The following is an 11990-nucleotide window of genomic DNA, read 5'->3' on the forward strand; positions in this document are numbered from 1 at the left end:
ACGGCAACGAGGACGACATGAGCCGTTTCGACGAATTGTTCGCCGCCGCCAGTGCGGCCCGAGAGAATGCGCATGCGAGATATTCCGGCTTTCGCGTCGGCGCAGCCCTTGTCACCCGCGACGGGCGCATCTTCGCCGGCTGCAACGTGGAAAATGCCAGCTTCCCGGAAGGCTGGTGCGCGGAAACCAGCGCGCTCGGCGCGATGGTGTCCGCCGGCGGGCGGCCGGGCGACGTCATCGAGGTGCTGGTTACCGCGAAGGCGGCGCTGTGCACCCCCTGCGGCGGTTGCCGCCAGAGGCTTGCCGAGTTCGCCGGCGACGACGTGCCGGTGCACATCTGCGACGACGCCGGGCTGCGCCGCACTCTGACCATGGCGGAACTGTTGCCGGCCCGGTTCGTTCTCAAGGACGAGGAGAGGGACGTATGAGCGGCTTCGGGACGGAATGCGCGGAGATCGTCCGCGCCGCAAGGCCCGGCGACTACCGCGTCGGAATGGTGCTGGGCTCGGGCCTCGGCCAACTGGCGGACGAGGTCGAGGATGCCGTGCGCATTCCCTATGCCAGGCTGACGGGCTTTCCGGTGTCCTCGGTCTCCTCTCATGGCAGCGAGCTGGTTGCAGGCCGCCTCGGCGACGTGCCGGTGGTGGTCCTGTCCGGCCGGGCCCATTACTACGAGGGCGGCGGTGCCGACGTCATGCGCACGCCTTTGGAGGCGCTGAAGGCGCTCGGCTGCGACACGCTGCTGCTGACCAATGCGGCCGGGTCCCTGCGCCAGGAGTTTGCGCCCGGCACGCCGATGCTGATCAGCGACCACATCAACTGGTCGGGCCTCAACCCCTTGATCGGCGAGGAAAGCGACCGCCGCTTTCTCGACATGAGCGCTGCCTACGATCCCGACTTCCGCGCCCGCTTGCGGGAGCTTGCTGCTGAAGAGGAGATCGCGCTGGGCGAAGGCGTCTACATGTGGTTTTCCGGCCCCTCCTTCGAGACGCCGGCGGAAATCCGCATGGCGAAACAGCTGGGAGCGGATGCAGTCGGCATGTCGACGGTGCCGGAAGTGATCCTCGCCCGCTATCTCGGCCTGCGCGTTGCCGCGATCTCCACCATCACCAACTATGGCGCGGGCCTGCAGGCGCACGGCCTGTCGCACGAGGAAACCAAGTCGACGGCGCTGATGGCCGTCGACGCGCTGAAGCGGCTGATCCGCCGCTTCGTCAAGGATCTTGGAAATGCCTGACATGACACCTGCCGAGGTGGCGCAGCGCGCGCTGCCGCTGGTCGACCTGACCAATCTGGACGAGACCTGCACCACCGCCGATATCGACGCGCTTTGCGCTCGCGCGGCCACGCCCCATGGTCCCGTCGCGGCGGTCTGCATCTGGCCGCGCTTTGTCACCCAGGCCGCGAGCCTGCTCGCCGGCTCCGGCGTGCGCGTTGCAACCGTCGTCAACTTTCCGCAAGGCGGTGACGACACGCTGGCCGTCGTGGCCGAGACGCGGCAGGCGATTGCCGACGGTGCCGACGAGATCGACCTCGTCATGCCGTACGGCGCCTTTGTGTCCGGCCGGCGCGGCTTTGCCGAGACGCAGATCGCCAGGGTGCGCGAGGCCTGCGGCGACCGGTTGCTGAAGGTCATTCTGGAGACCGGCGAGATCGGCGACCCGCTGCTCATCCACGCGGCCTCGCTGCTGGCCATCTCGGCGGGCGCCGACTTCATCAAGACCTCGACCGGCAAGGTGAAGATCAACGCCACGCTGGAAGCAGCCGAGATCATGCTGACCGTGATCGAGGAAATCCGCCGTGAGGCTGGTCCCGAGATCGGATTCAAGCCGGCCGGCGGTATCCGCACCGTTGCGGATGCGGCCGCCTATCTCGCGATTGCCGACCGCATTCTCGGGGCCAACTGGGTCGCCGCCTCGCATTTCCGCTTCGGCGCGAGCGGCCTGCTCGACGCCCTGCTCGCCGCGCTCGACGGGCGCGCGCCGACCACTTCCAAGGGATATTGACCGCATGCTGGCGCAGGAACTGATCCGAAAGAAGCGCGACGGCGGCACGCTTGCCGCGGACGAGATCGCCTTCTTCGTCAAGGGGCTGACCGACGACAGCGTGTCGGAGGGGCAGGTCGCGGCGCTCGCCATGGCCGTGTTCTTCCGCGGGTTGTCGCTGGACGAGCGCGTGGCGCTGACCCTGGCGATGCGCGACAGCGGCACGGTGCTGGACTGGTCGGACATCGACGCGCCGATCCTCGACAAGCACTCCACCGGGGGTGTGGGCGACAATGTCTCCCTGATGCTGGCCCCTGCGCTTGCCGCCTGCGGTGCGGCGGTGCCGATGATCTCGGGCCGGGGGCTCGGTCACACGGGCGGCACGCTCGACAAGTTCGATGCGATTCCCGGCTACAAGACGCAGCCCGACAACGCGCTGTTCCGCAAGGTGGTGCGCGAGGTCGGGTGCGCGGTGATCGGCCAGACGCCGGACCTGGCGCCGGCCGACAAGCGCTTCTACGGCATCCGCGACGTGACCGGCACGGTCGAAAGCCTCGACCTCATCACCGCCTCGATCCTGTCGAAGAAGCTCGCAGCCGGACTGCAGGGCCTCGTCCTCGATGTGAAATGGGGGACGGGCGCGTTCATGGCGACGCTGGATCAGGCCAAGGCGCTGGCCGAAAGCCTCGTGACAGTTGCCAATGGCGCCGGCTGTCGCACCAGCGCGCTGCTCACCGACATGAACGAGCCGCTCGCCTCCGCTGCCGGCAATGCGGTCGAGATGCGCAATGCGGTCGACTTCCTGACCGGCCGCACAATCGACAACCGGCTGTTCGACGTGACGGTGGCGCTCGGCGCCGAAGCCCTCGTTCTCGGCGGTCTTTGTGCCGATGCCGGGGAGGGCGCCGAGAAGATGCGCGAGGCCTTCGCCAGCGGCGCGGCAGCCGAGCGCTTCGCGAAGATGGTTGCGGCTCTCGGCGGCCCGGCGGACTTCATGGAAAAGGCGGAAGCCTATCTGGCCTCCGCCCCGGTTGAACTGCCGGTTTATCCGCAGGAGCGGGGCACGGTTGTCGGGGTCGACACGCGCGCCATCGGCGTTGCGGTGGTCGAACTCGGCGGCGGTCGTCGCCGCGCCAGCGACGTGATCGATCCGGCGGTGGGGCTGGTGCATCTCGCCGGCATCGGCCACTCGGCCGACAGCGATGCGCCGCTTGCCATCGTCCATGCCGCCGACGAGGCCTCGGCACGCCGGGCGGCGGAGGCGGTGCGCGCAGCCTATCGGCTCGGCTCGCCGCGCGACGTGGAAGATCGGCCCGTCGTCGTGGAGCGTATCGCGCCGTCTCTCTGACGGCGGCCCGGATCGGGAACCGGGTTTCGGAACTGCAACGGGGCGGGGCACAACCGCCCGGCAACGAGAGACGGGGGAAACCTCATGGCACGCGCGATCCTGTGCGTCTTGGACAGTTTCGGTATCGGCGGGGCGCCGGATGCCGCCCGCTTCGGCGATGAGGGGGGCGATACGCTCGGCCACATCGCGAGCGCCTGCATGCGCGGGCAGGGCGATCGCGAGGGCTTGCGCTCCGGTCCGCTGTCCCTGCCCAACATGACGGCGCTCGGCCTTGCCCGCGCGGCGCAGCTGGCCACCGGCAAGGTGCCGGAGGGCATGGACGGTTCCGTCGAGCCGGTCGGCATCTTCGGCGCTGCGAGCGAGACCTCGCACGGCAAGGACACACCGTCCGGCCACTGGGAAATCGCCGGCGTGCCGGTCGCCTTCGACTGGGGCTATTTCCCCGACACCGTGCCGACCTTTCCGGCCGAACTGACGCAGGCGATCATCCGCGAGGGCGGGGTGCCGGGCATCCTCGGCGACACCCACGCCTCCGGCACGGTGATCATCGCCGAGCTCGGCGAGGAGCATGTGCGCACCGGCAAGCCGATCTGCTACACAAGCGCCGATTCCGTCTTCCAGATCGCCGCGCATGAGGAGCATTTCGGCTTGGAGCGGCTTTACCGTCTCTGCGAGACGGTGCGCCGCCTGGTCGATCCCTACAATATCGGCCGGGTGATCGCGCGGCCCTTCATCGGCGACGCCGCCTCCGGCTTCGAGCGCACCGCGAACCGGCGCGACTATTCGGTACTGCCGCCGGAGCCGACCCTGCTCGACAGGGCCGTTGCCGCGGGGCGCCGGACGCTGACCGTCGGCAAGATCTCCGACATCTTCGCCCATCAGGGCGTGTCGGAAGTCCTGAAGGCGGCCGGCAACGACGCGCTGTTCGATCGCACGCTGGAGGCGATGGACAAGGCCGGCGAGGGCGATCTCGTCTTCGCCAATTACATCGACTTCGACAGCCTGTACGGCCACAGGCGCGACGTGCCGGGCTATGCGGCAGCGCTGGAGGCGCTGGACCGCAGGCTGCCGGAACTGCTGGAGCGGCTGCGGCCGGACGACCTGCTGATCCTGACCGCAGACCACGGCTGCGATCCGACCTGGCGCGGCACGGACCACACCCGCGAGCGGGTGCCGGTGATCGGCCTCGTCAAGGGCGGCGGGTCGAAGGAGATCGGTGTTCGCGACACGTTCGCCGATATCGGCGAGAGCATCGCGGCGCATCTCGGCCTTGCGCCCGGAAACCACGGGACGTCCTTCCTCTGATATCAGGCTCCGCCGAGCTGGAGCCCGTTCGGCCCTCCCGCTAGACTGTGCGGCATCGATCCGCACGAACGGTATCCCAACGGAGACGCGCATGACCGCACGATCCTTTCCTGCCCCGGCGGACGGAGTTCTGACGCCGGAGATGCAGGAGGCCTATGCGCAGGACGGCTTCCTCGTGCTGACTGGCTACAAGTCGGCGGAGGACTGCGATGCGTTGAGGGCCCGGATGTCCGAGCTGATCGACGCCTTCGATCCCGAAGAGCATGCCTCGGTCTTCGAGACCGGCGCCCAGAGCCATGCCCGCGACCGCTATTTCCGCGAAAGTGGCAACAAGATCCGCTTCTTCTTCGAGGAGGAGGCCTTCGACGAGGACGGCCGGCTGCAGCGCGACAAGCATGTGGCGCTGAACAAGGTCGGCCACGCCCTGCATGATCTCGATCCGGTGTTCGAGCGCTTCTCGCGCGATCCCCGGCTTGCGCGCACGGCAGAGGGTCTTGGCCTTGCCGCGCCGCTGCTGGCCCAGTCGATGTACATCTTCAAGCCGCCGGAGATCGGCGGCGAGGTCAACTGCCACCAGGATTCCACCTTCCTGCACACCGAGCCTTTGTCCTGCACCGGCTTCTGGTTCGCGCTGGAAGACGCCGACGAAACCAATGGCGGCCTGCTCGGCGGACCGGGCGGGCATCTGGCGCCGCTGCGCCAGCGCTTCCACTATGACGGCGAGGCGCTGGTGATGGAGCCGCTGGACGATACGCCGCTGGTCGGCGACGTGCCGCTGGTCGCCCCCAAGGGCACTTTGGTCGTGCTGCACGGTCTGGTACCGCACCGCTCGGCGCCGAACCGTTCGCCGCGCTCGCGTCATGCCTATGCTCTGCATCTCGTTGATGGGACTGCCCGCTGGTCGCCCGATAACTGGCTGGTGCGCGCACCGGAAAACCCGATGCGCGGGTTTTGAGGCATGCCGGCAAGCGCCAGCACGAAGGTGGTGGTTCCCAAGGCGGAGCTGCATGTGCATGTCGAGGGTGCCGCGCCCGCCGATCTGGTGCGCCGCCTTGCCAAGCGCCACGGTCAGGACGTGGAAGGGCTCTTCGACGAACGCGGCCGCTACCTGTGGAGCGACTTCTCGGAGTTCCTAGCCGCCTATGACCGTGCCAGCCGGGTGTTTCGCACGCCCGAGGACTACGCGCTGCTGTCCGGCACCTACCTGCGCATGCTGGCGGCGGAAGGGGCGATCTACGCCGAGCTGACGATCTCGCCGGATCATGCTGCCGGCGCCGGTCTTTCCTATCGCGACTATGTCGCCGGCCTTGCCGCCGGTATCGAGCAGGCTCGAGCCGACACCGGTATCGAGGCGCGGATGATCGCCATCGGCGTGCGCCATTTCGGGGCCCGCGCGGTCGAGCAGGTGGTGGCTCAGGTCATCGCCGCTCCCCACCCCCTGGTCACCGGCTTCGGCCTCGCCGGCGACGAGCGCGAGGGCCATCCGGCGAACTTTGCTCGCGCCTTTCGCATGGCCGGCGAGGCCGGCCTCGGCCTGACCGCCCACGCGGGCGAGGTCTGCGGTCCGGAGAGCGTGACCGCCGCGCTCGATTTTCTGCGCGTTCGGCGCATCGGGCATGGCGTGCGTGCCGTGGAGGACCGGGCCGTGGTCGAGCGGATCGCGGAAGAAGGCATCGTGCTGGAGGTGTGCCCCGGCTCCAATCTGGCGCTCGGGCTCTATTCCAACTTGCGCTTCCATCCGGTCAATCTGCTGCGCCGCGCCGGCTGCCGCATCACGCTGAATTCCGACGATCCGCCGTTCTTCGGTACGACGCTGGGGCACGAGTATCGCAGCTGCGCCGAGACCTTCGGCTGGCCGGAGGACGAGCTTCTGGCAATCACGCGCAATGCCATCGCTGCCGCATTCTGCGACGAGGACACGCGGCGCCGGCTTGTCCTGCGCCTGTCGGACCACGTGGGTCTGCGCGGCGGCGGGATCTGAGAAGGGAAGTCGGTGGACGGTACGGATGCGGCGATCTTGCGCCTGTTCCGATTGTCTGCCGGTTGATCTATGACAGGAAGGGAGCCGGATGGGGCTTCCGGGGGCGGCGGCCTCCTGACAGAACGAGCGGAGAGGCGCAAGATGAGCGGAGCAACCGTAATCGATCACCCGATGGTGCAGCACAAGCTGACGCACATGCGGATGAAGGAGACCTCGACCCAGGGCTTCCGCCGCCTGCTGCGGGAAATCTCGGTACTGCTGACCTATGAGGTGACCCGCGATCTGCCGATCACCACGGTAGAGATCGAAACCCCGCTGCAGACCATGTCCGCGCCGATCATCGAGGGCAAGAAGCTGGTCTTTGCCTCGGTCCTGCGCGCCGGCAACGGGCTGCTGGAAGGCATGCTGGAGCTGGTTCCGGCCGCCCGCGTCGCCCATATCGGCCTGTACCGCGACCCCAAGACGCTGCAGCCGGTCGAATACTATTTCAAGGCGCCGGAGGATCTCGCCGAGCGTCTGGTCGTCGTCGTCGACCCGATGCTGGCAACGGCCAACTCGGCGATTGCCGCCGTTCAGCGGCTGAAGGAACGCGGCGCCACCCAGCTGCGTTTCCTTTGTCTTCTGGCCGCGCCCGAAGGCATCGAAAAGTTCAATGCTGCTCATCCGGACGTGCCGATCTTCACGGCCGCCATCGACGAGCGGCTGAACGAGAAGGGCTATATCGTGCCCGGTCTCGGCGATGCGGGCGATCGCATGTACGGCACCAAGTAACGTCGCATCCCGGCGGCGCCGGTGTCTTGAGCTTACGGGAGGCGCGATATGACAGCCGAGGCGATCTATCCGGATCTCAACGGCCGGACGGTGCTGGTGACCGGTGGCGGTGGCGGCATCGGTGCGGAGATCGTGCGCCAGTTCGCGGCACAAGGCGCATCCGTCGGCTTCATCGATGTCGGCGAGGAAGCCTCCCTTCGTCTCGTGGCCGAGCTGGAAGGGGGCGGCGCCACCGTCCGCTTTGCCCGTGCCGATCTCACCGATATCGAGGCGACGCGCGCGGCAATCGCCGACCTGCGCGCGGAACTCGGCCCCGTCTCGATCCTCGTCAACAATGCGGCTCATGACGAGCGCCACCGGCTGGAAGAGGTAACGCCCGAATACTGGGACAGCCGCATGGCGGTGAACCTCAAGCATCAGTTCTTCTGCTCCCAGGCGGTGGTGGGCGACATGCGCGCGCTCGGCGGCGGCGCCATCGTCAATATGGGGTCGATTTCCTGGATGATCGGGCAGGGCGGCATGGCCGGCTACACGGCCGCAAAGTCTGCCGTCGTCGGCTTGACGCGTTCGCTTGCCCGCGATCTTGGTCCGGACAACATTCGGGTCAACTGTATCGCACCGGGCTGGATCATGACCGAGCGCCAGATCGCCCTGTGGCTCGACGAGGCCGGCGAGCGCGAGATCATGGACCGGCAATGCCTGAAGCGGAAGCTGGTGCCGGCGGATGTGGCCCGGGTTGTGCTGTTCTTCTGCTCGGATGCGGCCGCGGCCTGCACCAACCAGACCTACATCGTCGACGGCGGCTGGATCTGATCCGGCCACGACCGTCCCTCCCGCCAGCCAGACCGCAGGAGCAGGCCCAGTGATCACCGTATTCGGCTCCATCAACCTGGATCTCGTCGTCTCCCTGCCGCGCCTTCCCGCGCCCGGCGAGACGGTTGTCGGTCCGGACCACCAGACCTTTGCCGGCGGCAAGGGCGCCAACCAGGCGCTGGCCGCCGCACGTGCCGGCGCGCAAGTCCGGATGATCGGCGCGGTCGGGCGCGACGCGCATGCCGAGGCCGCGCTCGCCAATCTCGAGCGTGCCGGCGTTGATCTTTCCGGCGTCCGCCATCTCGACGGGACCACCGGCATCGCCATGATCGGCGTCGATGCGAAGGGCGAGAACCTCATCATGTGCGCCAGCGGCGTCAATGCCCGCGTCGTCGCGGAGTGGCTGGACGGCCGGCTCGCGCGGGGCGACCTCCTGGTGCTCCAGCGCGAATTGAGCCCGGGGCCGATTGCCGAGGCCATTGCCCGTGCGCGGCTCTGCGGTGCACGCATCCTGCTCAATGCAGCCCCCTCCGGCGATGCGGAGCTTGCCCGCCTGGTGCCGGATGTCGATGTCGTCGTGGCGAATTCGGTCGAGGCGGCCGAACTCGCCGGCGCGCTCGGAACCGGCGAAACGCCGGTGCCGGAGGCCCATTGCGCGGCGCTGTCCGGCGAAGAGCGGCTTGCTGTCGTTACCCTGGGTGCGCGCGGTCTGATCGCCCAGAAAGGCAAGACCCGCTGGCGGATTGCCGCGCCGGAGGTCGACGTGGTCGATACCACCGGTGCGGGCGATGCCTTTGTCGGTGCCCTTGCTGCTGCGCTCGACCGGGGGGCGGAGATCGCCCGTGCCCTTCAGGAAGGCACGGCGGCCGGTGCCCTTGCCTGTACGGCAAACGGCGCGCAGTCCTCCTCGCCCGACGCCAAGGCGATCGCAGCGCTTGCCGAGACGCTGGACTGCGAGACGCTGGAGGCCTGAGCGCCGCCGATCCGCTGAATTTTATCGTTTCTGGCAATGGAGCGGAAACCGCGTTTGAATGTGCCGCGCTGGGCTTCACCCCTTGCTAAGCGCTGACGTGTGATCTTTCCCGCCTGATCTTGACTGGGTAAGGGCAGGGAGCAGAGCCATGGCACGCTATCTGATGATCGCCGTAATCGCCGTCGTGGCCGCAGCTTTCGCGCCGGATTTCCTGCGCGACTATCTCGCGCAGGCGCCGGTCGTCGCGGCGGCACGTCAGGAGGCGCCCGAGCCCGAGCCCTCCTCCGGCCCGCGTACGCTTGTCTTGAAGGCGGGACGAAACGGCCATTACGAGGTCAGCGCCCATATCAACGGGCGGCCGGTCCATTCCCTGATCGACACCGGCGCATCGACGCTGGCCCTTCCGTCCGAGGTTGCGTCCCTGTCCGGCATTCGCCCGTCCCGTGCCGATTATGTCGTCAAGGTGCGCACCGCCAACGGTATCGCGCTTGCGGCACCCGTCACCTTGCGCGAGCTGCGCCTGGGCAGCATTCGCCTCAAGAATGTCGAGGCGCTGGTCATGCCGGAAGGGGCGCTGGAACTGCCGCTGATCGGCATGTCCGTGCTCGGGCGCCTTGCCAAGGTCGACATCCGCTCCGGCACGATGCGGTTGATACAGTAGCCCTTGCGGGTGATTTCGCAGCCCGTCCCGCTATAGTGTCCTGCGCCCGCGCATCGCGCGCCGGGCCGGCCAAGGCATTGCGGGAACCATCTGAAATGAGCGTCAGTCAGTTCGGCCAGCTTGCCGATGGAACGCCGGTCGAGCGCGTTGCCATCGCCCGCGGCGGGCTGTCGTTCAGCATCATGACGCTGGGAGCGGCCATCACGGACCTGCGCGTCGGCGGCCGCGGCGTGGTGCTCGGCTTCGACGACCTCGCCTCCTATCTGGCCCATTCTCCCTATTTCGGCGTGATCGCCGGCCGCCATGCCAACCGTATCGCCGGTGGTCGATTCCGGCTCGACGGCAATGAAGTCCAGCTTGAGCGCAACGACGGCGGGCGGAACCACCTGCACGGCGGAGCGCACGGTTTTGCCCGGCGGCTCTGGTCGCTGCGGGAAGCCGGGCCCGACCATGCGGTGCTGGTGCTGACCTCCGAAGATGGAGATGCCGGCTATCCCGGCCGGGTCGAGGCGAGCGTCCGCTACGAGATCCCGCCAGACGGAGACCGGCTGCGCATTGTGCTGGAAGCGTCGACCGACCGGCCGACGCTGGTAAACCTTGCGACCCACAGCTATTTCAATCTCGACGGCTCGCCCGACATCGGCGGCCATCTGCTGCAGATCGAGGCCGATGCCTATCTGCCCGTCGACGAGGAGGCGATCCCGACCGGCGAGGTGCGCCCCGTTGCGGGAACGCCGTTCGACTTCCGCCGTCTGCGCCGGATCGACGACCATGGGGACGATGTCGCCCATGACCACAATTTCTGCCTTGCTGCCGTGCCAACGTCCGAACCGCGCGTCGTTGCGCGCCTTGTCGGGCAGGAGAGCGGCCTTGCCATGGACGTTCTGACCACCGAGCCCGGCCTCCAGTTCTACGACGGCTACAAGCTCGCCGTGTCCTGTCCGGGGCTGGGTGGGCGCCGCTACGGGCCGCGCGCGGGTCTTTGCCTGGAGCCGCAGCGCTGGCCGGACAGTCCCAACCACCGGCACTTTGCCGGAGCCGTCCTGCGACCGGGCGATCTCTACCGACAGGTGACCGAGTATCGATTTTCTCAGATCGGGCATGAGGATTTGACGTCATGAAGACCGTGTTTTCCGCCGGGCAGCTGGCCCACGACCCCAAGCAGGAGATCTCCGACGGCATGTTGAAGCCGGCTGTCGAGATCCCTTCTCGCGCCGAGATGGTGCGCGAGGCAGTGCTGGCGCGTCGCCTCGGCGAGCTGCTGGAGCCGGACGATTTCGGCATGGAGCCGCTCGCGCGCGTCCATGACGCCGGCTATCTTGCGTTCCTGGAGAGCTTCTGGACCCGCTGGACCACCGCCGGGCGCAGCGGCGAGGCGTTTCCCTTCGTCTGGCCGGTGCGCGGGCTCAACATCGATCCGGTTCCCGATCACATCGACGGTCTGCTCGGCCGCTATTCCTTCGATGCCGGCACGCCGCTCGGCGAGCATACGTTCGCAGCAGCGCGTGCCAGCGCCAATTCCGCGCTGACCGGCGCCCGTCTCGTTGCCGGCGGCGAGCGCGCTGCCTTCGCCCTGTGCCGCCCGCCCGGGCATCACGCGGCGGCCGATTACTACGGCGGCTACTGCTTCCTCAACAATGCGGCGATTGCCGCGCAGTGGCTGCGCGATGCCGGCGCGGAGCGCGTTGCCGTGCTCGACGTCGACTACCACCACGGCAACGGCACCCAGTCGATCTTCTACGAGCGTTCGGACGTCATGTTCCTGTCGATCCACGCCGACCCGCGCGAGGAATATCCCTACTTCCTCGGTCATGCAGCCGAGACGGGCGCGGGCAAGGGCGAGGGCTTCACCGCCAACTATCCGCTGGAACTGGGCGTCGACTGGGATGTGTGGTCGCAGGCGCTGGCCGCCTCGCTCGACCGCATCGCGGCGTTCCGCGCCGACACGCTGGTCGTGTCCCTGGGCCTCGATGCCTACGAGAAGGATCCGATCTCGCGGTTTCGCCTCGTCCATGAGGATTTCACGCGCATGGGTGCAGCGCTCGCCGCCGCCGGCCTTCCGACCCTCTTCGTCATGGAAGGCGGCTATGCGGTCGACGCGCTCGGCACCAACTGCGTCAACGTGCTGGAGGGGTTCGAGGCCGGCTGAGCGC

Annotated in this window: 13 protein-coding genes; all 13 read left to right on the plus strand. The window is 68.0% G+C overall.

What is annotated here, in order from left to right:
* The first annotated feature begins 17 nt into the window (after window positions 1–17).
* The 13 genes from cdd to BBX35_RS11455 all read left to right on the plus strand — a co-directional run bounded on the left by cdd (window position 18) and on the right by BBX35_RS11455 (window position 11986).
* A complete protein-coding gene (cdd, locus tag BBX35_RS11395; RefSeq protein WP_067220061.1) occupies window positions 18–428 on the plus strand; it encodes a cytidine deaminase in 411 nt (136 codons plus the stop codon).
* Window positions 425–1237: a purine-nucleoside phosphorylase gene (locus BBX35_RS11400; RefSeq protein WP_067220064.1), complete on the plus strand. Its 813-nt coding sequence runs from the start codon at window positions 425–427 to the stop codon at window positions 1235–1237. The genes cdd and BBX35_RS11400 overlap by 4 nt, the downstream gene beginning before the upstream one ends.
* The gene (gene deoC / locus BBX35_RS11405; protein WP_067220065.1) at window positions 1230–2006 is read left to right on the plus strand and encodes a deoxyribose-phosphate aldolase; all 777 of its coding nucleotides are present in this window, start codon (window positions 1230–1232) and stop codon (window positions 2004–2006) included. The genes BBX35_RS11400 and deoC overlap by 8 nt, the downstream gene beginning before the upstream one ends.
* A 4-nt stretch (window positions 2007–2010) precedes the next feature.
* Window positions 2011–3333: a thymidine phosphorylase gene (gene deoA / locus BBX35_RS11410; protein WP_067220069.1), complete on the plus strand. Its 1323-nt coding sequence runs from the start codon at window positions 2011–2013 to the stop codon at window positions 3331–3333.
* A gap of 84 nt (window positions 3334–3417) precedes the next feature.
* Complete coding sequence (locus BBX35_RS11415) at window positions 3418–4638, plus strand: phosphopentomutase (protein ID WP_067220072.1); 1221 nt, start codon at window positions 3418–3420, stop codon at window positions 4636–4638.
* 91 nt (window positions 4639–4729) lie between these two features.
* A complete protein-coding gene (locus BBX35_RS11420; protein WP_067220074.1) occupies window positions 4730–5593 on the plus strand; it encodes a phytanoyl-CoA dioxygenase family protein in 864 nt (287 codons plus the stop codon).
* Window positions 5594–5596: 3 nt separating this feature from the next.
* Complete coding sequence (locus BBX35_RS11425) at window positions 5597–6619, plus strand: adenosine deaminase (RefSeq protein ID WP_067220077.1); 1023 nt, start codon at window positions 5597–5599, stop codon at window positions 6617–6619.
* A 141-nt stretch (window positions 6620–6760) separates the two neighbouring features.
* Window positions 6761–7390, plus strand: a complete 630-nt coding sequence (upp, locus tag BBX35_RS11430; protein ID WP_067220079.1) for a uracil phosphoribosyltransferase — start codon at window positions 6761–6763, stop codon at window positions 7388–7390.
* Window positions 7391–7438: 48 nt separating this feature from the next.
* Window positions 7439–8203 carry an SDR family NAD(P)-dependent oxidoreductase gene (locus BBX35_RS11435; RefSeq protein WP_067220081.1) on the plus strand — a complete coding sequence of 255 codons (765 nt, stop codon included), beginning with the start codon at window positions 7439–7441 and terminating at the stop codon, window positions 8201–8203.
* A 49-nt stretch (window positions 8204–8252) separates the two neighbouring features.
* Window positions 8253–9176 carry a ribokinase gene (locus BBX35_RS11440; protein WP_067220084.1) on the plus strand — a complete coding sequence of 308 codons (924 nt, stop codon included), beginning with the start codon at window positions 8253–8255 and terminating at the stop codon, window positions 9174–9176.
* A gap of 148 nt (window positions 9177–9324) precedes the next feature.
* The gene (locus tag BBX35_RS11445; RefSeq protein WP_067220086.1) at window positions 9325–9837 is read left to right on the plus strand and encodes a retropepsin-like aspartic protease family protein; all 513 of its coding nucleotides are present in this window, start codon (window positions 9325–9327) and stop codon (window positions 9835–9837) included.
* A 95-nt stretch (window positions 9838–9932) separates the two neighbouring features.
* On the plus strand, window positions 9933–10958 hold the full coding sequence (locus BBX35_RS11450) for an aldose epimerase family protein (protein ID WP_067220088.1): 1026 nt from the start codon (window positions 9933–9935) through the stop codon (window positions 10956–10958).
* Complete coding sequence (locus BBX35_RS11455; RefSeq protein ID WP_067220091.1) at window positions 10955–11986, plus strand: histone deacetylase family protein; 1032 nt, start codon at window positions 10955–10957, stop codon at window positions 11984–11986. The genes BBX35_RS11450 and BBX35_RS11455 overlap by 4 nt, the downstream gene beginning before the upstream one ends.
* The last annotated feature ends 4 nt before the right edge of the window (window positions 11987–11990 follow it).

This window comes from Stappia indica, assembly GCF_001696535.1.
Taxonomy (GTDB): domain Bacteria; phylum Pseudomonadota; class Alphaproteobacteria; order Rhizobiales; family Stappiaceae; genus Stappia; species Stappia indica.

Bases quoted from the DNA above. Each gene is read 5' to 3' on its own strand.
- cdd (WP_067220061.1), top strand. From the start codon at position 18: ATGAGCCGTTTCGACGAATTGTTCGCCGCCGCCAGTGCGGCCCGAGAG.
- BBX35_RS11420 (WP_067220074.1), top strand. From the start codon at position 4,730: ATGACCGCACGATCCTTTCCTGCCCCGGCGGACGGAGTTCTGACGCCG.
- BBX35_RS11400 (WP_067220064.1), top strand. From the start codon at position 425: ATGAGCGGCTTCGGGACGGAATGCGCGGAGATCGTCCGCGCCGCAAGG.
- BBX35_RS11425 (WP_067220077.1), top strand. From the start codon at position 5,597: ATGCCGGCAAGCGCCAGCACGAAGGTGGTGGTTCCCAAGGCGGAGCTG.
- deoC (WP_067220065.1), top strand. From the start codon at position 1,230: ATGCCTGACATGACACCTGCCGAGGTGGCGCAGCGCGCGCTGCCGCTG.
- deoA (WP_067220069.1), top strand. From the start codon at position 2,011: ATGCTGGCGCAGGAACTGATCCGAAAGAAGCGCGACGGCGGCACGCTT.
- BBX35_RS11455 (WP_067220091.1), top strand. From the start codon at position 10,955: ATGAAGACCGTGTTTTCCGCCGGGCAGCTGGCCCACGACCCCAAGCAG.
- BBX35_RS11415 (WP_067220072.1), top strand. From the start codon at position 3,418: ATGGCACGCGCGATCCTGTGCGTCTTGGACAGTTTCGGTATCGGCGGG.
- upp (WP_067220079.1), top strand. From the start codon at position 6,761: ATGAGCGGAGCAACCGTAATCGATCACCCGATGGTGCAGCACAAGCTG.
- BBX35_RS11435 (WP_067220081.1), top strand. From the start codon at position 7,439: ATGACAGCCGAGGCGATCTATCCGGATCTCAACGGCCGGACGGTGCTG.
- BBX35_RS11450 (WP_067220088.1), top strand. From the start codon at position 9,933: ATGAGCGTCAGTCAGTTCGGCCAGCTTGCCGATGGAACGCCGGTCGAG.
- BBX35_RS11445 (WP_067220086.1), top strand. From the start codon at position 9,325: ATGGCACGCTATCTGATGATCGCCGTAATCGCCGTCGTGGCCGCAGCT.